We start from the raw sequence: 23,394 nt of genomic DNA, 5'->3' as shown, positions 1-23,394 counted from the left end.
GAATGGCTATCAGATTTGTTCGCTTCATCCAATCACAACCGCCCGAAGGGTGTCCTATCCCGCATGTCCAATTCTTTTCGGGCCTGTTGGCCGACGTAGGTCACCCGGGGATCTTTCTGCTTGATGGAGCCCTTCCAGCACGGCAAGCGCCGAGCCCTTGTCCTGGTTCTTCATCGCTGTCTGCAGCGCCGTAAGCGCGGTCTCGACCCTCGGCCAGTCGACAACATCCGTCCTGAGGCCAAAAACCTTGGAGGTGCTGAGCTCGACGACTTCTTCATCTTCGCCGTGGAGCGTTTCATGAAGTTTCTCGCCTGGCCTTATTCCGGTGAACCGGATTGGGATATCCGTGTAGGGGCTCTTTCCAGCCATGCGGATCATCGTCTCGGCGACTTCAACTATGGACACCGGCTTGCCCATGTCGAGCATATAGACGGCATAGTCGTCCCTGCCCTGTCGCGACGCCGCATCGGCTGCCGACATGATGACGAGGTCGACGGATTCGGCCACCGTCATGAAATAGCGCGTCATGCGCCGATCCGTAATGGTGACGGGCCCTCCAGCCTCGATCTGTGCCTGGAATATGGTCGCCACTGATCCATTGCTGCCAAAAACGTTGCCGAACCGGACGGCAATGAACTTGGTGCCGGAATGATGCCCTCGCGGTTGATGCCCGTTTGGTTGGGCCGCATGGGTTTCATGCAAGGCGCTCACGATCTGCTCGGCTGCTCGTTTTGTCATGCCGAGCACGGATGTCGGGTCCACCGCCTTGTCACTCGAGACAAGCACGAACTGCGGCACCCCGCATTTGGCGGCTACCTCTGCACAGACAAGCGTTCCGAAAACGTTGGTCTGGATCGCCGCATCCCAGTTTTCCTCGAGCAGGGGGACATGCTTGAGCGCGGCGGCATGAAAGATGATGCAGGGTTTGAATTCGCTTATGACACGCGTCATTTGCCGCCGGTCTGCCACATCGACTATGCGGGCCTTGAGACGGTCATGGTCTTTCTCGTCGATATATTGGCTCAACTGGAAAATGCCGAACTCGGAGAGATCGGCGACCAGAACCGCCTCGGCGCCCAGTTCCAGCGATCGCCTGACTAGAGTTCGCCCGATGGAGCCGGCTCCGCCCGTCACCAGGACGCGCTTGCCACGGACAAAAGTGCTGATACGCTCGATGTCGGAAGGCACCGCTGGACGGCGCAGGATCGTTTCCATCTCGACGGCGTCGAGAACCAGCTTTCCTCCTTGCCCCAGTTCGGAAAATCCCGAGAATTGCACAACGGCTATGCCACTATGCCGGGCGACACGAACCAGCTCCGAATACTCCTCGAACTCCCGCCCGGCACCATTTCCGAAAATCAGCAGGTCGAGGCTTTTCGTGCCCCTTGTGTAGTCCTCCAGGAATTCCATCAAACGGGGGCGGACTGCCACCACCGGAACCCCTTGAATCCGGGTGCCCAACGGCGCGTCGTTCTCGATCGCCATGACTCCTGCGATGGAATAGTCCCCAGGCTGCGCCGTGCGCGTAAAGCGAATGATCAGATCGGCCTCGCCGAGCCGGCCGACGAACAGGGCTTGCTTCGTCAATCCCTTGTCGGCGGCCCTGTTCAGGATACGCCAGCTCGCTCCGTCACGAAGAAAGCGGTAGAAGAGCCGAGGCGCCGATATGATCGTGAAGGACACGAGGAAGAAGACGATGAACTGGCGCTCGTTGATGCCCGTCACCGGCTTGAAGAAACGAAACGACAGCGAGGCGCAATAGAGCGCGACGGTCAAAATCGCGCAGCTCTTCAGGATGTTGAAAAAGTCCGGCGTCGAAGCGAAGCGCCAGACCGTGTTGTAGAGGCCGCAATATCTGAACAGCAAATGGCTGGAAACGACGATGCACGCCCAGGTGGTCAGACCCTCGTAGGAAAAAGCTTCGAATGAGAGGTTGGACCGCGACAGAACTAGACTAAGCGCGACCGCGACCAGAACCATGACGGCGTCCTGGATCATGATAAAAAAACGCCGCATGTCCGGCCGAAGTCCGAATACGGCTTCTAAGTATGAATTCATTGCGCGGCACTACACTCCAGGGATCGAGGACTGGCTGCCAGTGTGATACGGGCGAATTCGCCGCCGATCACGTTGGCTTGTCGTGCCAATCACCAGCCAGCGGTTGTATCGCATACTGCGGAGCCGCAGTCATCGCCAGAGATTTTTTTAAAGCCTAGTCTATGTGGCCGAGCGGGGCGGTATTGATAAGTCGACTCCGTGGTCTACAAACAGCATCAGGATTGGCTTGGTGGCCGGTTTATTCACAAAACCCGCACGATGCATCAGAGGTTGGGCATGGCATTCGTCGCGGCATGGCGACTCAAGGCGACAGGCTCATCGGGATGTTATGTCTCCCTCGAGCTTTTGTCCGCAACCTTGGCAGTTGCGGCAATCTCCGCATTGCTGGCTTTTCACAACATCGACTTTCCGTTCGGTGTCCATCCCGATGAAGCCATCAAAGTGGGATTTGCCTTTGGACAACCCGACAATTACCGCCATCCACCACTGCTGATCGTATTGGCGCGGTTTGCAGCATGGCTCGATGGTGCCGTGCATGACCGGGATTTTCGCTTGGCTGGCCGGACCGTCTGTGCATTTGCTTCCGTCGCGGCGAGCGTCCTCTTTTATCTCGTCTTGCGACGATATGCGGACAAGCTCAACGCTTTCCTGTGGGGTTGCGTTTTTGCGGCGTCACCGGCCATCACAATCCACGCGCACTACTTCAAAGAAGACGCAGTTCTTATTTTCGCGATCTGCATAGGATTGCACGCGCTTGTGCGACTGAGAGAGCGCACCGACAGCGTCGACCTTCTTTATTTCGGGTTCGCATTGGGGCTCGCAATCACGGCCAAGTATGTCGGAGTCGCCAACAGTTTGGTGCTGTTCGTTGTGGCGATCACATATTGCAAACTGGAGTGGAGACAAGCCGCGATCGTTGCCGCAGTCGGCGCACTGACCGTTCTGGCTGTCTATACCGCGTCGCTTTTGACCGAAACCGGCAGCGGGCTTTCGACCATACTCCGAGGCTTCGTTATTGAACTAAACCATGTTGAAGAAGGGCACGATCTGAAAGAGTGGTTTTTCGAGGGCTACGGGCTGACTCACTTCCGTTATCACCTGATTCCCAGCCTCACGGTGCCGACGATGGTGATCTCACTGGGAGCAATCGCCATCGCTATTCTTGGCGATCGCAACAGGGCTGTCGCCGCTTTCGCGGGCGCGGCCATTGCGTGGCTTTTCATGCTCGAGCTCTCGCCGCTCAAGATCATAGGCTCCATGCGTTATGTTTTGCCCGTGGTAATCTATCTGCTTCTAGCGGCCGGCATTGCCTGCTCCAAAGCGATAGCGCCCAGGTCGCATTGGATGAGCGCCGGCCTGGGGCTTCTGGCCATGGCCGCCAGTTCTCATGCCAGCATCGAGTACACCGGATCTATGAGCAGGGAAAATGATACCCGCTTCGCAGCGATGCGTTTTCTCGAAACCCGGGGCATTACCCGTTTCTTTGCGGATTATTTAATGGGAGAGCCGGCACCCGAGACACGGGACTATCGAGATTTGTCGTCGGTCGACTATCTCGTATCGCAGAGATTTGCGCGATATCTGCGCGGCGGAGGTCTGAGCGAGCAACCCCAGCTTACCTACGTGCTGGCCGGCATGTTTCGGTGTCTCGACGGCCATGTCGCGGCGCAGTTCTCAAGATTGTACGGCGACTACGCATACGTGGCACCCACCGTGAAGATTTATGATCTGCGGCAAGCGCGATTTTGTATCCCGGATCCTGCCGAACTTGGACCTTGATCAGCCCGGTTTGCACTGGTTTGCTGTGGGGCTCGAAGAGTGCCAAGCGCCAAACACGATAGTGCTAAGCCCCAAATTGATATGGCAAAAATCTAGCCTATATCACAACATATTTGAAAATAAATCTTCAACAATTGTTCCATCCGACAAGTACATCTTCATATCATTTTCGCCTACGAAAAAAGACGCGTACTCATTTTCAATAAATCCGTCGTCCTTGAGCGACAGCCAGCGGCGGATGTGCCAGGATGTATTTTGATGCGCATCTTGCTCCTGCCGGAATCTTGCCCTAGCCTGTTCCAGCTTCTTTAGGAAATGATCGTATGTGCGAACAGGGAAATGGCGAATGAGAGCGCGGTCCGAGACCGAACGTTCGCCAATTTCATGTTCGATGCTGTGATTCCCACGGGCAATGGAACGCAGTCCCTGCAACGGGAAGAGCATTTTCCCGGGCATGCTTCGAAGCATGATTGGCAACTGCGTTGAAAGCGGCCTAGCCACCCTGTAGCGTGCAGCAAGGAGCGGGTTCTTAGCAAATTCAGAAAATTCAGCCTTCAGTGGCACCATATTGTGCCTTGGGCACATCAAAGGGCATTGCAGTTCATCTGCAATTTCCTTGAAGGTTGATCCTAATCCTGAAATGAACTCGTCGGCATCCAGACTTATCGCAAGATCTATCCCTGTTTGAGATAGGCATTCCGCCAAACGTCCCGCCCATACATCCTGCCTATAGTCGGTGTTCTCCTCGGAGAGAATCGTCATTGGAATATCTTTTGAAAGGTCCTCAATTATATCCCGAGTTCCATCGGTGGATAGATTGTCAATTATCCCAAAGTAATCAAATCCCTGACTTTCATGAAATCTCAAATTTTTTTCAATGACGTCGGCCTCGTCCCGCACGATCATTATCAAACCTAGCGTTTTCACTATTCTATTTTTCTCGATTTGATTCTATCAAAATGACTTCGATCGCGGGAAAGCGCCAATCAATCAAAAGACGTCCCGGCATTTTTCTGGGTTCTTTCGGCAACATCATCTTCATACGAAACGGTGAGCATGGGCTCCAGGTTGAGATAGCCTATTGCAAGCAGATCTGGCTCAGGCGAAACGCGAAAAAGCTCGGCGTCCACAACCCTATGCATCGTGTAGGTTTCACCTGCAACTGTGCCGGTTACCTCGCAATTTGCGACATAGGTTCCCGGGAGAAATCTACAGTCAAATTCGAACCGTACGTGGCGCGTTGTCGTCTTCGATACCGACCTCAACTGCGATCCGGGTGTACGATTGCTATTGGCGCCTCCAAGGCCAACACCATTGAGCAACTTGATGAACATTCCAAACCCAACATTGTTGGCTTCTGCCGAGAAATCTACAAAGTATTCAAATACATAGCGTTTTCCAAGCTGTAGAGTGTTCACACGCTCTCCAGCGAATGTGAGAATCCGAATATCACGGATACGGGCACCCCGTTCTTCCAGATGTATAACTGATTGCGACACAAGTGTCGGATCAAAGTGCTCTGCATATTTGACCATTTGAACTTGATCTTGAATTTGAGGCAGCGAAGGTCCAGCCTCTTGGCCAGAGTTTGGCAACGAATCCGTGGTTATCTCGTCCCCATCGGCAGCCGGGGTTGTTTGTTGAACCAATATCCCCGTTTGAGCGGGATTCAGATCTGGCATTCCTACAATGGCCGCGCGGACCTCGCCGGCCGCCTGGGTACTCGCATTCACCAGTCGCTGGTATTGGTTGACCACCGCCTTCGAGGGCCCTTCGAATATCTTCTCGCCAGCATCAATCAGCATGGCTCGCGTGCACAATTGAACGATCGTCGATGCGCCGTGGCTGACGAACAGGATGGTGCCTCCCCTGTCCTTGATCTGCTCGATGCGGGTGAAGCATTTGCGTTGGAACGCCTCGTCGCCCACGGCAAGCGCTTCGTCCACCACCAGAATATCCGGGTCGACATTGATCGCGGTGGCAAATGCTAGCCGCACATACATGCCTGAAGAATAGGTCCTCACCGGCTGATCAATGAAGGGGCCGATGTCGGCGAAGCGTGCAATGTCGTCGAAGCGCCACTCCATCTCCTTGTGCGGCACGCCAAGGATGGAAGCATTGAGGAAGACGTTCTCGCGACCAGTGAACTCGGGATTGAAGCCGGCGCCAAGTTCGAGCAGTGCGGCGACGCGACCGTTGACCTCGACCGAACCGCTGGTCGGCTGCAGCGTGCCGCAGACAATCTGCAACAGGGTCGACTTGCCGGAGCCGTTGCGACCGATGATGCCGACTGTCTCGCCATGACCGATCTCGAACGAGACACCTGACAAGGCAGCGAAATCGCGAAAATAGCGGCGCGGCGGACGACCGACCAGCCGCTCAAGCCGCGGCACCACCATCTGCTTGAAGCGATCCTCCGGCCGCTCGAACATGACATAGTGTTTCGACACATCGCGCACGCGGATGGCGACATCCGAACCGTGGTCGCCACCTTCTACGCCCGATTTATCAGAGAACATCGGCAAAGCCCCTGCGGGTCTTCTGGAAAAATTCATAACCTAGAAACGCTACCGCGGCCGACACCAGTGAGTAATAGCCAAGCGCTGTCCAGTTCGGCTGTATACCGAAGATGACCACATCACGAAAACTCTCGACGGGAATCGCGAGCGGGTTGAGCGAAAGCCAAGGTTGCAGCCATGTCGGCAGCGACGTCCTCTGAAAGAACACCGGCGATAAGAACATCGTCGCCGTCACCAGCGGCGCCACGATCTGGCTCATGTCGCGAAAATAGACGCCAACCGATGCTAACATCCAGGCGATGCCGAGCACGAGAACAATCAGCGGTGCGAACACTACCGGCGCCAATACCACCGTCAGCGGGATTTTGCCGAACACGATGTAGGCAAAAACGAGCAGCACCAGAAGGCTGACGGCCGCATGGAACAAGGCCGCGCCGGCCGAAACCACGGGCAAGATCTGGATCGGGAAGATAATCTTCTTGACGTAGTTGACGTTGGCGACAATTAGCCCGGACGCCAGCGACACCACCTCTGCAAAAAACTGGAATACGATCAGTCCGCAAAACAAGATGACCGCAAACTCGCCGGTCGAATGCGTGGCATTCTGCTGGTCAGGGGTCGTCCAGTGCGATTTCAACACCACGCCGAAAACGAATGTGTAGACGGCCAGCATGAACAGCGGATTGAGGAGCGACCATAAAAGACCGAGCACCGAACCACGGTACCGCCCGGCGATCTCGCGACGGATGAGAGAGAGAATCAATGTCATGACGTCCTTTTTTCATCTCCCTCCTGGCGACCAGAAGGTCCCTAAAGCCAGCGAACTGTTGTGCTCGTTCAGGTCGGGAACAGTAAGCCCATGTCCCCAGCTTTCCTGATAACCCAAGCCGCCCACGACGCTTTAACAACCGCGTCACAATACAGGCACGTCGTTCTCGACTGAGGAATACCTATGGATTTCCTGTCCTTGAAGGATGACGCTCGATGCAACAAAACCTTGGCTCCGCGCGATCGGGCAGAACGTCCTCTCGATCGCATGGGCGAGGGTGCCGTCTTGCTGACCGTTTTCCATTTCGAAAGTGAGGCTCGCTTCGGGAATCACTCTCAAAGGCGCAAGTGCCTGCGGCACAAACCAAAACATCGAACCGGCAAAAAATCCCAGCTCAAAATTCTCGTCGGAATCGAAAATAGTCATCTCTTGGAGCAACCGGCGCATCGTCTGACGATTTGCACCCCAGAACCGATCATTGGTTAGATAATATCGATGTGGGCCGACGATGCCGACTTCGCCGGTTCTGAGCAATTTTATGGATCTTAGTACCGTCAATGAATCGCCTGCAACAGACCGGTACAACCTATCTCTCCAAACGACTCCATTGGCGCTATACGTACTCATCTTGGAATGGATTTTTAAGACCGCTTTATATCGGTCAAGCACACCGCTTCGATAAACCGAAATGAACGGACCAACATCCCGACCTCTATTCTCCGAGCAGTAAATTGAAATGCTCTGAGCCAAACAGCAGAATGTTGAGAATATCTTTGGGCAGTCGGCTTCAGCCGAAGTCGTCACATAGAGATCGAATGGAGCAACAATGTTTTGTAACAATCGATGAATATCATCGATCATTTCAATATAGTAAAGATGTAGGACTACCGCGACATCAACCTGCCCAGCCCTCGTCTTCCGCCACTGCGCCAATTTTGCTGACGGAATAGGTCTTCTATCAATCTTAAGGGCAGAAAGGTTGTCACTCCCACGCGCATAGCTAGCTCGGCTACGTCCAACCATTTCTTGTACCGAACCAAGGCGCTCTCTCTCGCAAAATTCATCGACGAAACCCAAGTCGATTTGATGGGGGTTCTCCCTTAAAACCTCAAGCTTCACATAGCCCAATTCGCGTGCAACAAGCCCCGCCAGATGGTGCACGGGATTAAAGTTCTGAATTGGCGGCGTTGCACTAGAAACGACATCTAGCTTGTCGGCATACTGCTTCTTGTCGCCTTCGCTCCAGCCATGGCTAGCGTCTTCAATTTGCTCAAGGGACGGCTGTAAGAGAGTTGTAACCACAGCATCATTACGTCTTAGCTCCGAGGATAAACCGAGCTCAAACTTCAGAATTGTGTCGATTTTTGAGTTAGTTGGCTCTATACTGTTCATGAATGCTATAAACCAAGGTCGCCTAAGAATACTCGATCCTAAAAATAACAAATACGACTGAACATGCCAAGAAAACTGCAAAGACTCGGTCGCCCCAACCACATCATGGGCAGAACCCAACTCGGACATCCTACTTAACGCACGCCTAAAAACATCGCGTGATAGGATTACAAAGCTGGAATTTATCAGCAATATGTTGCCGACTTCCCAATTTTCTAACGCGTAAGTCAATCCAACGCGGTAGCTATAGAAATCATATCCAAAATTAGGGCGCCTTATTATTGTGAGATTAGGTAAGTTTTCTATCAGATCGAGAGCAATTTTGCTAGTCGTCACAAGAACGACTCTGTCAAAGAACCCACAGAGAGAACTCAATAGGTCAAAAAAATTGGGTTCGACGCGATCATTTACATCGAAGTGAGCAACAACGGCTACGCTATCCACTGTAACCACGTCCCTTCTGCCGCAAACGACGATATAGATATCTGGCCATGGCATGCAGTGTTGGAGACTGTCGAAGTACCGCTGATGCTCTTTCGGCTATTCGGCCGGGAGGTCGAATATTTAGAAAAATCTCCTTAGGTATGGGGGTACTCGAAATCTCCCCGTGGTTGGTCATTGCCACAAGCCGATCGAATAAACGCGATCGAGCTGCATCAATCCCGACAGGTTCGCTGGCTGGGTGAAAGAACTTCCCCCGAAGCGTTTCTTCCAGATATGAGAGGCCCCATTGCTGGTCGGGTTCCAGATAGCACCCTTCACCCCATTCATTCCACGCGTTGACAAAGATAAGGCGATTGTCAGGTTCAGCATGATCCTGCCTGGCTTGAAAGCGTAAGAAGCGAAGCCACTCACCAAATAGTTTAGGCGTTGAGTTAACAATTATCGTCGGGTTGTTCTGTCGGCGCGCAGTATTGTCCCAACCTGGAATGATAGCCCTAAACATTTTGAAGGATGGCCTCAGGCGATTGGCGCTTTGGGCGATCATTTTTCGATAGTCAACGATACCGCCAGAGAAGTTGGGATTTGTAATAGCGGGAAATTCAGACGGGTGATTCTGAGGTCCGTTAAATTTGTGTGGCGGAAACTCGACCAGCGAGTCGGCCCCAACTTCTTCGGGTGCGGATATGTCGTAGAAGTCGACCACGCAAATATGGAGGCCTGGAAATCCATGAGCGGTGACACGATCACGCCATATAGAAAACCAGCGTTGGGGGTTCGGTATCTCTTTGGCCCGATAAACTACCAACAGAGGCGCACCGTCAATTTTGATATATCTTTGGTCACCGAAGTAAGCCAGCATCCCGTCGATAAATGCTTCGGCATCTCCTTCGGCATACTTTTGCTCGAGCAAGACATTTTTCGTGTCGCCATCCCAAGCACGCGTCCAATTTTCATTGGCCCAGCACATGCAAAATTTGAAATCTAAATCACTTTCTAAAAATAGATTGGCAGGCGTTTCCAGTACCCTTCTGCCGCTGAACCAATAGTGATAAAAGCAAAACCCATGCAATCCGTATAGCTTTGCAATTTCCACCTGTTCCCGCATGGTATTCGGGTGGGTAAGATCGTAGTATCCCAAATCACGGGGAATTTTTGGCTGATTGTGGCCAACGAAGTTTGGAGTGGCTCTGGCAACATTTGTCCACTCTGTGAACCCTGGCCCCCACCATTCAGAATTTTCGTCTATTCGATGAAATTGAGGCAGGTAAAAAGCTATTAATTTGGAATCATCTTCTTCGATATTTACTGTTTCTTGCTCTTCCGGAATTTTGGAAAAGGCCTCGAACGAAGCTGAGTGATTGCCGGCTTCGTGTGCGGAACTCGACAATTCGCCGTTTGATCGAATTTCGAGCGCTAGTTTTTCGGTCTTAAAATTCTGTATTTGATAATTTAGATCAAACACAAGGTTTTGATTTTTTTGAAGTTCGCGCGTTAGATAGTTTGATTCCTCCGTCAAACGTAGAAAATCCGCGCGCTCCTCTGTTAGTTGCGCGGCCAACACCTGAACTTCTGAATCTTTTTGCCTTTGCTCAGATGTCAGTCTCGCTATCTCGTCTTCGCGCTGTTCGATTAATTGCCGCTGGGCGGTGTTTTCTCGATTGAGCACCTGAAGACGCGCATCAAGTTCAGGGAAGAATGCATCGCCGAAGACGGGAGCGACCGCATCAAACTCAGCTTTGATGCGGTCCAGAATTGCCATGGCCGTGGCATCATTGGCATGTATCTCCAGAGCCTTGAGTGCAGAGTAAGCATCTTTCACCCAGTTCCCGATGCGCTCGTCCGCCAAGAGCATGCCGTCACTCGCTACGTGGTGCTGGTGATCGGTTGAAATATGGGCGTCGACTTCAGCGGCGGCTTCCTCGATTGGCCGTGGCCAGACAAGATCGAGCGCAGTACCGATCTTTTCTAGGGCCAGTCGCCAATTTTGTACCATCCCCTCGTAGGATACGAACACGCGCGGCGCCCCGCGCGTCGAACACTCGGCTTCCAATTCATGGCGAAGCCAAAGCAGCGCACCGAACCCCAGCGTTGACCCGCCCCGTTTGCCCAGCGAGGCGATGACCGCAAGCGGATTGCGACTTGCAAGCACGTATCGCTGATCGATTTTCATCGACTTCAAGACGTCCGCATACAGCGGCACGAAACGCGAGATGCGCGGCTCCTTAAGCACCAGGAGCGGTGCGTTGCCATATTCCTCGTCGATCAACCGTGCGATCTCGGCCCGATAGAGTCGGGCACGCGCCTTCGACAGGTCGCTCAGATCGAAAGCCCGCCAGTCATCCCATCGGCTGCCAGCCTCGGCCAGCATCCGGTCATGGAGTTCCATAAGCCGCAGCGGCTCCCAGTGGCCTGTTTCGTTGGTTGGATTGGCGCCGAGCATATTCTTCGGTAACCCGGCGCCGAGCAGGCTGATGGCCCTGGTCAGTGCACTGGTGCCGGAACGGTGCATGCCGAGCACCATAATACAGGTGCGCTTGGCGGCGGTCGGTTTGGCTTTGGCTCGCGCCTTCGCCGCTGCTTTGTCGGCGGCACGTGGCGCGGGCGTCGCACTACGCAAATTTTCCGGAGATGGTTGCTTGTTCATGCTGTCAATGTCTGTCTCGTCTCTCCGATCAGAAGACGACGGACCACCTCTTTCGTCGATTCTCGCCATTCCGGCGCCGTCCATCCGAACTCGGACGTGAATTTCGTCCTCGCTAGGCGAGAATTCGCCGGGCGCTGCGCCTTGGTCGGATAATCCACAGTGGCGATATCCCTCACCCGCGCATAGGGGCCACCAAACGCCTGGCTTGTGTCCAGGATATGACGGGCAAAGCCGCTCCAGTTGGTCTCGCCGGTTCCAGCCAGATGATAGACACCGTATGAGGCAAAGTCCTTGTTTCCATGCAGCATCGCCGCGACATGCAAGATCGCGTCAGAGATATCAAGCGCCGAAGTGGGATTTCCCCACTGGTCGGCCACCACCGCTAACTCGTCGCGATCGGCAGCGAGGCGCAGCATCGTCTTGACAAAATTCCTGCCAAACGGGCTGTAGACCCATGCCGTGCGCAGGATGAGATGGCGCGGATTGGCCTTGGCGACCGCCTGCTCGCCGGCGAGCTTCGAGGCGCCGTACACGCTGCGCGGAGCGGGCTCGTCTTCTTCTACATAAGCCCCCTCGCCGCTCCCATCGAAGACATAATCGGTCGACAGATGGATCACCGGTGCACCGATCCGTGCTGCAGCCGCGGCGACATGGCCGGCGCCGATGCCGTTAACGGCGAAGGCAAGGTCCGGTTCGTCCTCAGCCTGGTCGACGGCGGTGTAAGCGGCGGCGGACACGACCAGGTCGGGTCGGGTAGCCACAAGCGCCCGTTCGATCGTCTCCGGCTTCGCCAGATCGAGTTCAGGCCTGCCGAGGGTGACGACCTCGACATCCGGGTGCGTGCGCGCACGCTCGACAAGGCTGCTGACAACCTGGCCCTCGCGTCCGGTGACGACAAGCCTCACGCGGCGCCCTTCCGCGCTTCGCCCAACCGCTCGCCGGCGTACTGCTCGCGTCGGATCGGACCCCACCACCACTCGTTCTGAAGATACCAGTCCACCGTCCTGGCGAGGCCGCTGTCGAAGGTCTCGCGCGGCGTCCAGCCGAGATCACGCTCGATCTTCGAAGCGTCGATTGCGTAGCGCCGGTCATGGCCCGGGCGGTCGGCGACGAAGGTGATGAGATCGCGATAGCGTCGGCCGGCAGAACGCGGCCGCCTGCTGTCGAGGATGTCGCAGATCGCCTCGACCACCGCCAGATTGGTACGTTCCGAGCCGCCGCCGATATTGTAGCTCTCGCCAACCGCCCCCTGGGTCGCGACCATCGCCAAGGCGCGCGCATGGTCCTCGACGAAAAGCCAGTCGCGCACGTTCGCGCCGGCGCCATAGACCGGCAACGGTTTTTCGTCGAGCGCGTTCAATATGACGAGCGGGATCAGCTTTTCGGGGAAATGGAACGGACCGTAATTGTTCGAACAGTTCGACAGGACGACCGGTAGGCCGTAGGTGTCATGCCATGCACGCACCAAATGGTCGGATGCGGCCTTCGACGCCGAATAGGGCGAAGACGGTGCATAGGGCGACTGTTCGGTGAAGATGCCGTTGTCGAAGGGCAGATCGCCGAACACCTCGTCGGTCGAAACATGATGGAAACGAAAACGGCTTTTCTTCTCGTCGGGAAGTCTGCGCCAATATTCCAGGGCCGAATTGAGCATTCGGTAAGTTCCCACGATGTTGGTCTCGATGAACGCGCCCGGCCCGTCGATCGACCGGTCGACATGGCTTTCGGCGGCAAGATGCATGATGACGTCGATGTCGTCGTGGTGCAGCACTTCCAGAATCGTCCTGTCGTCACAGATATCGGCGTGCACGAATCTGTAGTTGTGCGCGTTTTCGATCGGCCGCAACGAGGCGAGGTTTCCCGCATAGGTGAGCTTGTCGATGTTGGTCACCCGGTAGGCCGGATTGCCGCACAAATGCCGGCACACCGCCGAGCCGATGAAGCCGGCACCTCCAGTCACCAGAAAATTCATGCCGCTCTCCTCACGTAAACGTCTTTCACACAAACACCTCGGCGGCGGCGAGCGGCGGCGCCTTGAGGTCCTTGTCCGAAAGTTGAAATCCGCCTGATAGCGATGGCCATTCGACGCCGATGGCGGGATCGTCGAAACGGATCGATCGGTCATGTTCCGGCGAATAGGTGTCGGTGACCTTATACAGCACCTCGGTGTCCGGCACGAGCGTGACGAAACCGTGCGCAAAGCCTTGCGGCACCAAAATTTGATTGCCTTTTTCGGCGGAGATATCGAGGGCCACCCATTTTCCGAATGTCTTCGAACTGCGGCGAATATCGACCGCAACGTCAAGAATCCTGCCGCGGATAACGCGCAGCAGCTTGTCCTGGGCACGCGGGGGAAGCTGATAGTGAAGCCCCCTCAACACACCCGCGGCAGCGGAATAGGAGTGGTTGTCCTGCACGAAACGCAGATCGATACCGGCGTCTGAAAACCGCTCGACGTTGTAGGTCTCGACAAAGAACCCCCGCGTGTCGCCGAACCGCTTCGGGATGATCTCCAGCACGCCGTCGAGGCCGAGGGGCCTGATCTCCAACACCTAGTTCTCCGTCAACTCGATGACGCGCTTGCGCAAATAGGCGGCATATTCATTCTTTCCCAGGCGGGTGGCGCGCTGCAGAACCTTGTCCGCCGTCAGCCAGCCCTGCTCGAAGGCGATTTCTTCCGGGCAGGCAACCTTGATACCTTGACGATGCTCGATCGTGCGCACGAAGGAAGAGGCTTCATGCAGGCTGTCATGGGTGCCGGTGTCGAGCCACGCATAGCCGCGGCCGAGTTGGTGAACCTGCAACTGCCCGCGTTCCAGGTATACGTTGTTGACCGCCGTGATCTCGAGCTCGCCACGGGCAGAGGGCCGGATCGTCGGGGCTATATTCACGACATCATTGTCGTAAAAATAGAGGCCGGTGATGGCCCAATTCGACTTCGGTGCCTGCGGTTTTTCCTCGATCGTCAAAGCGGAGCCGCTGATCTTGTCGAACGAAACCACGCCATAGCGTTGCGGATCCTCGACATGGTAGGCGAACACCGAGGCGCCGCTTTTGCGCGAAGCTGCCGTCCGGCAGAGCTGCGACAGCCCTTCGCCGAAATAGATGTTATCGCCGAGGATCATCGAGACGCTGTCATTGCCGATGAAGTCACGGCCAATGATGAAGGCTTCAGCAAGGCCGTTGGGATGCGGCTGCTCAGCATAGGACAGATCAAGCCCGAACTCTGAGCCGTCGCCGAGCAGATCCCGAAAAACCGGCAGGTCGCGCGGGGTCGAGATGACCAGAACCTCGCGGATTCCCGCCAGCATCAGGACGCTCAGCGGATAGTAGATCATCGGCTTGTCGTATATCGGCAGGATTTGCTTAGAGACCGCCAGTGTCAGCGGATAGAGCCGGGTTCCGCTGCCCCCAGCCAAGATAATGCCTTTCAACAAGCTCTCCTAAAAACCGCCTTCGCTCCCCAGCCGACGCAACTTATTCGTGTTTATGTTTCGCGCGTTCGTGCTTATGTTTCACGCGGCGGCTTGTCAATCTTGGCTTGCGTTGGGACGAAGTTTCGATTGGAACAAACAATTTGTCACCGTTGTGGTCGATCTCGATCAATTCGTTCTTCTGGGCCAAACGGTCTGAAAATCCCTTATGGAAGATGATGGCGTTCATAAAGGCAAACGTCATTGCAAGCGCTTCGGTCCGCAACGGATAATCAACCAGTGAATGGATGAGAAGAAAAGACACCGAGAGAAACGCCGCCTTTTGAAGTGGGTCGCGGCGAATTCTAGTAAACGCCATCAAAAGAATTACGAAATAAAGCACCATCAGCAGAATGGCGAGAGCTCCACCTTCGAAGGCTATTTCAAGATACTCATTATGGGCGTGATTGACGTATTGCTTAAAAATCATCTCTTCTTTTTCGTATATCTGATAAGCCTTTTGAAAATTCCCAAACCCAACGCCAGTAGCCCAATTCTCTTTGATTCCTTCGACAGTGGTACGCGCAAATTCTCCTCGCCCGAAATCCGGATCAACCGCCTCGGCATCGATCTTTGTCCACGCGCCCATGGTGTAGACCGAAAGCGCAATGAAAATCAGCAGGATGCCGAATCCACTCGCCTTGGAACGCGCTGAAAGAAAGACGATGGACAGTACGGTGATCGCCAGTCCAATCAGAACACCGGCGCGCGAACCGGCGGCCAAAAGAAGCAGCAAAAGCGTGACCAGCCCGAGCGATCCGGACAAAAGATGTCCGCGGAACAGACCATAATAAACGACGAAGGGGATAGAAACAAAAAGTAATGCCGCAAAATGATTCTCGTTGGCAAAAAGCCCGGCGTTGATCGTGAAAGGCAACAATCCCTCTATGGCGATGTCGTCGGAGAGCGAATATTGAATCGCGCCTGCCAAGCCGTTACAGATAACACCCATAAAAAAGAACGGCAGAAGCCCGTGCACCTGCTCGACGCGCAAACGCAATACGCTCAAAAAAAATGCCGCCGCCGCCACCAGATACAACAGACATTCAATCGTCCGTCCAACTCCGACGCTGACGAAGCGAAAACGAGTTTCTCCAACCAGCCCGGAATCTGCGAGCAACAGCTCTGGTCGCAATCCACTGAAAATCGCCGCAGGCAGCGGGACAATTTGCAAAATCACCAACGCCACAGCGAAGATAAGCAGCCACAGAACAGAATGGGGGACCCTCTGGCCAGAGGTCTGTGAAAAGACAGCCGCCGCCGAGACAATTGCCGCGATCTCAATCAGCGTGTCCGTATAGAGGCCGTTTGCAGTGCCACCGCCGAACAAAAGCGATATAAACAGAACCGATCCGAGGAGATATTTATCCCATTCCGATGGCCGGTCGCTCAAGATGAAAGTCTCTCGATGCTCAATTTGTGCATTATCAACGTACCGACATATCGAAAGCGCCAGCTCTCGGCGATGGCGGCAGTTTCCAGCTTCAACAATTGCATGGGGCACCCAGCCGGTCCAACCGAAAAATCCTGACTGAGCGCTTGGCGGTTGTATGTACCCTCCGGAATATTGAGACGCGCTATTTCGCCGGTCGGCCCCACACATCTGATCGACCAGAACAACTCCTTTGGCAGCTTCAAGTTTCTCGCAGACGCAGCGAGAGAAATTTTATAGGAGCCTGGAGGCAGTTCTATATATTGCTGAAGAGCTGTGTTCTTGACGGGCGTGTTTAGGAAGCGGACCGTCGCTCCACCCTCACCTTCGACCGCATCTTGAGATGATAGAAACGTAACTTCCAGGCCCGACTGATTGCCGACCTGCCAGTCAAAAGGCTTACCGCTGGACACAGGCTCAAATGTGCTGTTGAAAATGTACCCGCCCAGCTTTCGTTCTTGATCGGACAGGCTGAAAAGAAACAACCGATACGCTTGTTCATATTCTTTCTGTCGAATATGGCCGGAGATCACATAGGACAATTCGCTTGAGTTTGGTGGCACGCTTGACCCAATCAAATCGAGCAGCAGCCGATTTGCGAAATCGAGCCCGTCGGGCGTTTTGCCCAGCTCGACCAACAGCTTGGCTCTCCAGGGCGGCGCGGCCCTGATGGCCGCCAGTACAGCCTGGTATCCATCGGGGTTCGAGAGGATTGTCGGCAGCCCCTCGGCGATCGCCGGAAATTGATCTGGCCATCGCCGCAGCAAAATATCGATCTCGCCAACAGCCTTTGACAGATCGCCTGTTTCGATCGAGCGGCCGATCGACCTCTGGAGCGCGTGGATTTCAGTCTTGGATAAATTTCGAGCCTGATCGAAAAATTCATAGGCTTGGACTTTGTCACCTTGTCGGTACTTGATCTCGCCGATCAGGCTGTAGAGACGTGCGTCCGCAAGGTCAAAGCGAAGCGCGCTTTCGGCCTTGGCAAGCAATGCGTCGAGATCGGGAGCGGTGCTTGTATCGTTCAGGTCGTTGGTAATTTCGCCTATCAGGGCATTGACGTTCAGCGGATCCAGCGCAAGGGAAACGGTTGGCGTTTCGGTTTCAAGAAATCGACTTAGCCCGATCGACGAAGCCGCCAACACCAGAACGGATGCGACGAACCAAACGCCTGAACGCCGGAGATTTTGCATAAGCGGGCTGGTCTGCTCCGTCATCGACTTTGCCCTCAATTTTCGGGGTACCCGTGCCGTAGTCGTAATACTGATAGTTCATATACTTGTAGCCGTAGTTGTAATCGAACTTGTTCACTGCAAACTTCGACATCGCCGCTCCGACCACGTTCGCGCCGGCAGCTCGCAGGCGTTTCAACGCCGTCTTCGCCGACTTGCGCGTCACCTGATTGGTAGAGATGACCATCAATGTGCCCTCGGCAAGCCGGCTGAGGATGGGCGCATCTGAAAGGCCGACGACCGGTGGGGCATCGATTATGACAAGATCGAAGCGCTTGCCGAGATTCGTGATGATCAGTGCCATCTTCGGTGAAGAAAGCAGGTCAGCGGGGTTCGGCGGGATCGTTCCAGAGGTCAGAACGGTCACATTAGGATATTTCGTCGCCCTGAAAATGCTTGCCAGATCTTCCTTGCGGACGGTGTTCGTCAGGAGGTTGCTCAGTCCGATTGTGTTGTCGAGACCAAACAGCCGATGAAGATTGGGCTTTCGAAGATCGCCGTCGACAATGAGAACCCTTGCACCGAGCGCCGCAAAATCCTGCCCGAGCTTGAACGAGGTGGTCGACTTGCCTTCCGAGGGTTCCGAACTCGTGACCAGCAGCGATCGCGGCGCACCTTCGGCGCCGGAGAACTGCAACGACGTTCGAAGCGAACGGTAGGCTTCGGATAGTCCGGATTTCTGATCGGCGATGCTGGCTATGAGTTCCCGGTCATCGACAAGCGGCAAGATGCCGAGCATCGCCAATCCCAATTCCTTTTCGACCTGCTCAGGATTGGTGAAGGTGTTGTTCAACAACTCGATGATATAGATAATTGACGCGCTCAGAGCCATGAAAAGAAACAGAGCGATTGCAAGACTAATTGTCAATCGTGGAGAATAAGGGCTGCCAGGCTGTGCTGCGAAATCCACGATTGCGGCACTTTGTGACTTGAGCTCTGAGCTGACGCCAACCTCGTTCAGCTTGGTAATAAGGCTGTCATACTGAGACCTATTGGAATCAACCTCGCGCTTCAGGATCGTGTATTTGATATTTTTGTCGTTGAAGATAACCTGCTGCATCTCCATCTCGGCGAGCTTTGACTTGAGGTCGGCTTCCTTGTTCTGAGCTTCCTGGTATTTCTGTCGCAGCGAATCGGTTATAGTCAAAACGCCATTGTTATAAAGCCGTTGCAGCTCCTTGATCTGCGACTGAAGCTGCTGCATTTCCGGAAAACCGGGTTTCAATATGCCCAATTTTTGTTGATACTGGCTGGTCAAATCGGCCAGTTTATCGCTGAGCTTCTGCAGACCTTCGCTTTCCAAGACCGGGCCAAGGCTCGCGCCGCGACCTTTGTCGATTTGTTCCACCACCCGGCCGGCATCGAGACGTTCCTGGATTGCTGTCGCGAGCGCCGTGTTCAAAGCCTCGATGTTCGATCCAATCAGCGACTTTTCGTCGCCGGTTATGGTGATGCCTACATCCTTTGCGTAAGCGACGAGTTCCTCCTCCGACTTCTGCAGCTTTTGCTTGACCTGCAAAACCTGTTCCTGAATGAATTGCCGTGCCAGGTCTGAGGTTTCGCTCGTCTGATCGAGGCGCTGGTCGATAAAACTCTGCGCAACCTGATTGGCTATATCACTTGCATATTTCGGTTTCTGGTCGGCAAACGTAATCGACAGCAGGCTGGTGTTGGGGACCAAATTGACTGTGAGGTCACCTCGAACGCGACCGATTGCAATCTGCTCACGTTCCTCCGGGGTTGTCTCTTCAATGGAAGGCGATTTGGAAATTCCGAACGCACGATAGAAAATATTGCTAAGCGAGAAGTTCGGGGTCGGAAACAGGAAATCCGGCTTTTCGCTAAGCCCTAGTTGGAAAACCACGCGCTGCGCCAAAGCCCGGCTTTTCAGCTTTTCCCGGGCGGTTTCAAAGACCAGATAGGCGTCGCTGGCTTCAGAAACCACTTCAATGTCCTTGAAGACCTTGGCCGAAGGAACCAGCACTTCCAATTGTGCTGTTGCCCGATATTTTGGCGTCTGCATCATGGTAACGATGACGCCGGCGACAAGCCCGCCGGCTACCATCATGACGATCAGCCACCGATACTGGACAACGTAAAAAAGCAGCTTGAGCGGATTGAAGCCTTCGTCCTGCTCCGAGTAATCGCGGCCGTAGGGGCTATAGTTGTGCGCGCCGTCATAATACAGGTCGGCGGACAGGGCTTGGCCGTGTCCTGGGCCTGCAATTTGATGCTGTCTGTTACGATCGAGCATGGTGCGACATGATCCTGGGGTTTGTCTGTGTTCCGAAAATTCCGACCAGCTGCAATTTATAGTCCCGGGACCACCGCAAGTCTCGCTGCGCTTGATGCAACTCCGAGAGCGTCTTTGAGATTGTTCATCGCAATTTTCGATTTCGAGGCGAAGACGACAACCTTGTCACCACCGTAGATGCGTGGATTGCGGCTCTTGCCAGCACGAATCTCCTCCACATTGTAATTTGCGACCAACGTGTTTGGGCCAATAGTGCGGTAGACAAAGACCTTTTTTGCATCTCCAACATTATTAAACCCTCCGGCAAGGGCGATCGCATCGATGAGAGAAGAATTGCTCGATACCGGAAAGATACCGGCCCTGGCAACTTCGCCGTCGACGGTAATGCGCTGTCCGATCGATTCCTTGACGAAAACCGACACATCGGGCGACTGCAGATAGTTGGCGCCGTATGCCGTTTCGATTTCCTGCTCCAACTGACGGACGGTCTTTCCCGCCGCGGCGACGGTGCCGATAAGTGGAAGCGAAATTTGCCCGCCGGCGTCGACTTGAACGGTTCTGTTCAGATTGTCGACCTGGAACACATTCACCTCGAGCACGTCGTTCGGAGACAAAGGCTGCTCGCTGCCGTTCTGGGTGTTTTGCGGCGCAGGCAGGTCCTTTACGACCTGCAGGGCACCGCCGCCCGAAAGCGGCGCAGAGGTTGAAGTCAATTGCAGCGCATCGACCGAAGCCGGTGTCGTTGACGAGGTGCTTGTGCAGGCAGACATCGTGAGCGAAGCGAGCAAGACACACATCGTGCCCATACAGCCTTTTGCGAAATGAAAAACGCCCATCACGCCGTCCCACCCTTCAACAAGCGACCCAATCCCGCAAAGCGACCGACGTTGCCGGGGCTTGGTTTTTTTGCGTGTGCCTTTCCGACCGGCTCGAGGTGCCGATTCGCCAATATTTCGCCTGGACGTTTGAACACCATATTGCGGGCCTCATCTTCCCCACATCGCTTCGCGGCAGCAGCGACTGCCTGCGAGAGCCCAGGACGCCGGCGAGTGGCGCCATGAGTGTCGGATGCGATAATATCTACCCTGCCTTCGTCAATCAGCTTTTCCGAATAGTAAAGTGCCGTGCGCCCAAAAGCACCAACAATCGAGTCTGCCGTAAGCTGAACAAGGCAGCCCATTGCATTCAACCTCTCGACAACGTCGTAATTTGCCTTGATCCAGGTCAGCCGCTCAGGATGGGTAAGAATCGGGACGAACCCGGCATTTACGAGACGTAGAGCAAGATCTTCCAGCCTTGGCGGTAAAACGTGATGCGGCGGTTCGAATAGAAAATAGCGAGACCTGTTTAACGTCGGCACATCGCCGAGAGCCAATTGCTCCGGAAGATCGGGCGCTACATGAACGTCGGCGCCGACATAAAGAGCGAGCGGTATTTCGGCCCGGCGCAGCGCCTGCTCCAGCCCTTGAACAGCTCGGGCAATATTTGCTGATCCGTTTTCATACATGCCTGGCACGATATGAGGCGTGCACGCCATATGGGTCGTTCCGTCTGCCACGGCCAGCCGCGCCATTTCCAGCGATTCAGCAAGACTGCGCGAGCCGTCATCAAGACCGGGCAAGATATGGGAATGCAGGTCGATCATTGACGTTTGTGGCCGCACTGAAGCAACGTGACATTTTCTCCCGGATAATAGGCAAATGCGCCACCCGCACGATAGCGAATGACGCATTTATCAAATTCATGCAATGCTTTAGCTGCCAGATTCAAGCCATTCGCCGACGGCGCTGCCGTCATCGTGCAAGCGAATGATCAGCGTTGCCGCGCCACCTGTCACGGTGCGAGTTCGCCCAAGACGAACCGCACCCAGCTCCAACTCAAGCAATAGAGCGGTATGGTTGACGAGTTTCATAAATACCCCGGCTCCAGCCGGCGCGCTAAGCCCAAGGCACAGAGGGCACCGGCGACACAATCGCAGCAGAGGCCGTCACATGCCTTTGCTGCGATTGTCCTGTTGCGCCTAACGGCTCACGCCGTCGTCGTCATCCTGCGTTGCGGCCAGAATACCGGCGGCGGCAGCCATACCACCGAAAATGAATAGCGGAGTGTTGGACCGGTTGCCGCCCGGGGGAATCTGACCCGTATACTCAGAGCTAACGGCGGCAGCCGTCTGCTCGGAGCCCACAACTTTCAGGCAGATATTGTTCTCGACACGAGAAATGTCGAGGCTTGAATTAGCCGGCACATCCAGATTGCAGCCACCGACCTTGACGGAAGCCGATCCCCTGGCTCCGACCACTACGCGGCTGCCGAAATCCAGCGCATTTCCCGCTTTGGCCGGGCCATAGCCGGCGGCTTGCGAAACCATTACGTCACCATTGGCGTGCCCGATGGAACCAATCGAATTCGCCGCTCCCTGGTAAGGGGTCGTACAGGTGCATGGCGTGTCCTGAGCGAAAGACGAAACCGAGCCGAAGCCGATTGAGGCGACAAATCCGGCCAACGCAATTTTTACAGTAAGGTTCATTCGTTTCGATCCTTTTTTCCCGCCGTACCTCGTCCCGCCCAAGTACCAAGGTATTGAACAAGCGCGTAACAGCTTTTTGCTTTGATTCCAACCTGCTTCGCAGGTGCGAGATGACTTTTTGGTTCCGCTGTGTTTCATCGGACACACTCACGTGGCAGATTTGAATTTAGCATTCTAGCGCCGGCCCATCTGGAAATTGTCGGAAAGTCAGGTCTATTTCTTGGGCCCTGATGACCGCCAATCGCGCCGTGCTTCGTACAGGGATTATGAGTCGACTCTGTTTGACTTGGGGGCGTCATCGCACATCCTGCCTTTCGTTTTATGACAGTCGCGATCCATGGGAATGCGAGGGGCAGTTAGGGAACCCGTGAGCTACGAACCCGACAAGCAAGATTTGTAGATCGGACCTGCCTGCGCAGGCTGACCGCACAAGATGCCGTTCTCGGCAAGCTTCGCCGCCAAATCCGTGCCATCGGACGTGAGGCATTGCACAACGATGGCATCACCAAACTTTGAGGCGACATTGCCGTCGCAAGGCGTCCCCGTGCCGACCGGTTTGCAGGTCAGGGCGAGCCCTTGGTAATCCCGGCGCGCCGCCTCCGTTACCATCGCACGCATAGATCGCGGCTTGGTAAACGCCACGCCGCACAACACAATCTTGCGGCCACCGACGCGAAGATCATCGACCGCCTGGATGGAAAGCTTGCCATCAAACGGCTCAAGCGCCGCTTGCGGCCTAGGGGGTTGCGAACGAACAGGCGTCCCTTTTTTCACGATGATGGCAAAGAAGCCAATCGCAAACGCCAAGGCAACGAGTGCCAGCAAGCCTATTTTCTTGAACGACAAAAATTCTCACTCCCGCCGTGGCCAA

At 54.9% G+C, this 23,394-nt stretch carries 19 protein-coding genes; 1 reads left to right on the top strand and 18 read right to left on the bottom strand.

The genetic code is table 11. The features are described from left to right. Nucleotides 1-54 precede the first annotated feature (54 nt). Nucleotides 55-2,016, bottom strand: a complete 1,962-nt coding sequence (locus tag EOC93_RS09185; protein WP_127204437.1) for a nucleoside-diphosphate sugar epimerase/dehydratase — start codon at nucleotides 2,014-2,016, stop codon at nucleotides 55-57. A 318-nt stretch (nucleotides 2,017-2,334) separates the two neighbouring features. Between EOC93_RS09185 and EOC93_RS09180 the strand changes: the two genes are divergently transcribed. Next, nucleotides 2,335-3,837: a glycosyltransferase family 39 protein gene (locus EOC93_RS09180; RefSeq protein WP_164759092.1), complete on the top strand. Its 1,503-nt coding sequence runs from the start codon at nucleotides 2,335-2,337 to the stop codon at nucleotides 3,835-3,837. Between the two features lie 102 nt (nucleotides 3,838-3,939). Here the strand turns inward: EOC93_RS09180 and EOC93_RS09175 are convergent, their stop codons facing one another. The 17 genes from EOC93_RS09175 to EOC93_RS09100 all read right to left on the bottom strand — a co-directional run bounded on the left by EOC93_RS09175 (nucleotide 3,940) and on the right by EOC93_RS09100 (nucleotide 23,369). Beyond that, a complete protein-coding gene (locus EOC93_RS09175) occupies nucleotides 3,940-4,743 on the bottom strand; it encodes a glycosyltransferase family 2 protein (protein ID WP_127204435.1) in 804 nt (267 codons plus the stop codon). A gap of 80 nt (nucleotides 4,744-4,823) precedes the next feature. After that, nucleotides 4,824-6,356 (bottom strand): ABC transporter ATP-binding protein, encoded by a 1,533-nt coding sequence (locus EOC93_RS09170; RefSeq protein WP_127204434.1) that lies wholly within the window; start codon nucleotides 6,354-6,356, stop codon nucleotides 4,824-4,826. Then, nucleotides 6,346-7,125, bottom strand: a complete 780-nt coding sequence (locus EOC93_RS09165) for an ABC transporter permease (RefSeq protein WP_095486112.1) — start codon at nucleotides 7,123-7,125, stop codon at nucleotides 6,346-6,348. Before EOC93_RS09165 ends, EOC93_RS09170 begins: the two co-directional genes overlap by 11 nt. 144 nt (nucleotides 7,126-7,269) lie before the next feature. Further along, a complete protein-coding gene (locus tag EOC93_RS09160) occupies nucleotides 7,270-8,961 on the bottom strand; it encodes a rhamnan synthesis F family protein (protein WP_164759091.1) in 1,692 nt (563 codons plus the stop codon). Then, on the bottom strand, nucleotides 8,954-11,605 hold the full coding sequence (locus EOC93_RS09155) for a glycoside hydrolase family 99-like domain-containing protein (RefSeq protein WP_206072964.1): 2,652 nt from the start codon (nucleotides 11,603-11,605) through the stop codon (nucleotides 8,954-8,956). Before EOC93_RS09155 ends, EOC93_RS09160 begins: the two co-directional genes overlap by 8 nt. Next, entirely contained in the window at nucleotides 11,602-12,510 is a 909-nt protein-coding gene (gene rfbD, locus EOC93_RS09150) for a dTDP-4-dehydrorhamnose reductase (protein ID WP_127204432.1), read from the bottom strand. Before rfbD ends, EOC93_RS09155 begins: the two co-directional genes overlap by 4 nt. Further along, nucleotides 12,507-13,577 carry a dTDP-glucose 4,6-dehydratase gene (rfbB, locus tag EOC93_RS09145; protein ID WP_127204431.1) on the bottom strand — a complete coding sequence of 357 codons (1,071 nt, stop codon included), beginning with the start codon at nucleotides 13,575-13,577 and terminating at the stop codon, nucleotides 12,507-12,509. Before rfbB ends, rfbD begins: the two co-directional genes overlap by 4 nt. 25 nt (nucleotides 13,578-13,602) lie before the next feature. Further along, on the bottom strand, nucleotides 13,603-14,157 hold the full coding sequence (gene rfbC, locus EOC93_RS09140; RefSeq protein WP_095486116.1) for a dTDP-4-dehydrorhamnose 3,5-epimerase: 555 nt from the start codon (nucleotides 14,155-14,157) through the stop codon (nucleotides 13,603-13,605). After that, nucleotides 14,158-15,039 carry a glucose-1-phosphate thymidylyltransferase RfbA gene (gene rfbA, locus EOC93_RS09135; RefSeq protein WP_127204430.1) on the bottom strand — a complete coding sequence of 294 codons (882 nt, stop codon included), beginning with the start codon at nucleotides 15,037-15,039 and terminating at the stop codon, nucleotides 14,158-14,160. 43 nt (nucleotides 15,040-15,082) lie between these two features. Then, nucleotides 15,083-16,471 carry an O-antigen ligase family protein gene (locus EOC93_RS09130; protein WP_126103182.1) on the bottom strand — a complete coding sequence of 463 codons (1,389 nt, stop codon included), beginning with the start codon at nucleotides 16,469-16,471 and terminating at the stop codon, nucleotides 15,083-15,085. Further along, complete coding sequence (locus EOC93_RS09125) at nucleotides 16,468-17,727, bottom strand: hypothetical protein (RefSeq protein WP_164547022.1); 1,260 nt, start codon at nucleotides 17,725-17,727, stop codon at nucleotides 16,468-16,470. The genes EOC93_RS09130 and EOC93_RS09125 overlap by 4 nt, the downstream gene beginning before the upstream one ends. Further along, a complete protein-coding gene (locus tag EOC93_RS09120; RefSeq protein WP_126103183.1) occupies nucleotides 17,615-19,996 on the bottom strand; it encodes a polysaccharide biosynthesis tyrosine autokinase in 2,382 nt (793 codons plus the stop codon). The genes EOC93_RS09125 and EOC93_RS09120 overlap by 113 nt, the downstream gene beginning before the upstream one ends. Before the next feature lie 56 nt (nucleotides 19,997-20,052). Further along, a complete protein-coding gene (locus tag EOC93_RS09115) occupies nucleotides 20,053-20,832 on the bottom strand; it encodes a polysaccharide biosynthesis/export family protein (RefSeq protein WP_095486120.1) in 780 nt (259 codons plus the stop codon). Then, nucleotides 20,832-21,641 carry a CpsB/CapC family capsule biosynthesis tyrosine phosphatase gene (locus EOC93_RS09110; protein WP_095486121.1) on the bottom strand — a complete coding sequence of 270 codons (810 nt, stop codon included), beginning with the start codon at nucleotides 21,639-21,641 and terminating at the stop codon, nucleotides 20,832-20,834. The genes EOC93_RS09115 and EOC93_RS09110 overlap by 1 nt, the downstream gene beginning before the upstream one ends. 108 nt (nucleotides 21,642-21,749) lie before the next feature. Further along, nucleotides 21,750-21,908, bottom strand: a complete 159-nt coding sequence (locus EOC93_RS34045) for a hypothetical protein (protein ID WP_164547023.1) — start codon at nucleotides 21,906-21,908, stop codon at nucleotides 21,750-21,752. A gap of 108 nt (nucleotides 21,909-22,016) precedes the next feature. After that, nucleotides 22,017-22,523: a hypothetical protein gene (locus EOC93_RS09105; RefSeq protein ID WP_126103184.1), complete on the bottom strand. Its 507-nt coding sequence runs from the start codon at nucleotides 22,521-22,523 to the stop codon at nucleotides 22,017-22,019. 372 nt (nucleotides 22,524-22,895) lie between these two features. Further along, nucleotides 22,896-23,369: a hypothetical protein gene (locus EOC93_RS09100; protein WP_095486123.1), complete on the bottom strand. Its 474-nt coding sequence runs from the start codon at nucleotides 23,367-23,369 to the stop codon at nucleotides 22,896-22,898. Nucleotides 23,370-23,394: the final 25 nt, after the last annotated feature.

This window comes from Mesorhizobium sp. M6A.T.Ce.TU.002.03.1.1, from assembly GCF_003997275.1.
GTDB classification, from domain to species: domain Bacteria; phylum Pseudomonadota; class Alphaproteobacteria; order Rhizobiales; family Rhizobiaceae; genus Mesorhizobium; species Mesorhizobium mediterraneum.
Note: the sequence above shows the minus strand (reverse complement) of the source record. Positions and strands in the feature narration are given on the sequence as shown.

What these genes read in the sequence shown, in the direction of transcription:
- EOC93_RS09115 (WP_095486120.1), bottom strand. Translation starts at nt 20,832, where the DNA reads ATGGGCGTTTTTCATTTCGCAAAAGGCTGTATGGGCACGATGTGTGTC.
- EOC93_RS34045 (WP_164547023.1), bottom strand. Translation starts at nt 21,908, where the DNA reads ATGAAACTCGTCAACCATACCGCTCTATTGCTTGAGTTGGAGCTGGGT.
- EOC93_RS09180 (WP_164759092.1), top strand. Translation starts at nt 2,335, where the DNA reads ATGGCATTCGTCGCGGCATGGCGACTCAAGGCGACAGGCTCATCGGGA.
- EOC93_RS09185 (WP_127204437.1), bottom strand. Translation starts at nt 2,016, where the DNA reads ATGCGGCGTTTTTTTATCATGATCCAGGACGCCGTCATGGTTCTGGTC.
- EOC93_RS09110 (WP_095486121.1), bottom strand. Translation starts at nt 21,641, where the DNA reads ATGATCGACCTGCATTCCCATATCTTGCCCGGTCTTGATGACGGCTCG.
- EOC93_RS09125 (WP_164547022.1), bottom strand. Translation starts at nt 17,727, where the DNA reads ATGACGGAGCAGACCAGCCCGCTTATGCAAAATCTCCGGCGTTCAGGC.
- rfbB (WP_127204431.1), bottom strand. Translation starts at nt 13,577, where the DNA reads ATGAATTTTCTGGTGACTGGAGGTGCCGGCTTCATCGGCTCGGCGGTG.
- EOC93_RS09120 (WP_126103183.1), bottom strand. Translation starts at nt 19,996, where the DNA reads ATGCTCGATCGTAACAGACAGCATCAAATTGCAGGCCCAGGACACGGC.
- EOC93_RS09105 (WP_126103184.1), bottom strand. Translation starts at nt 22,523, where the DNA reads ATGAACCTTACTGTAAAAATTGCGTTGGCCGGATTTGTCGCCTCAATC.
- EOC93_RS09165 (WP_095486112.1), bottom strand. Translation starts at nt 7,125, where the DNA reads ATGACATTGATTCTCTCTCTCATCCGTCGCGAGATCGCCGGGCGGTAC.
- EOC93_RS09175 (WP_127204435.1), bottom strand. Translation starts at nt 4,743, where the DNA reads ATGATCGTGCGGGACGAGGCCGACGTCATTGAAAAAAATTTGAGATTT.
- EOC93_RS09155 (WP_206072964.1), bottom strand. Translation starts at nt 11,605, where the DNA reads ATGAACAAGCAACCATCTCCGGAAAATTTGCGTAGTGCGACGCCCGCG.
- EOC93_RS09170 (WP_127204434.1), bottom strand. Translation starts at nt 6,356, where the DNA reads ATGTTCTCTGATAAATCGGGCGTAGAAGGTGGCGACCACGGTTCGGAT.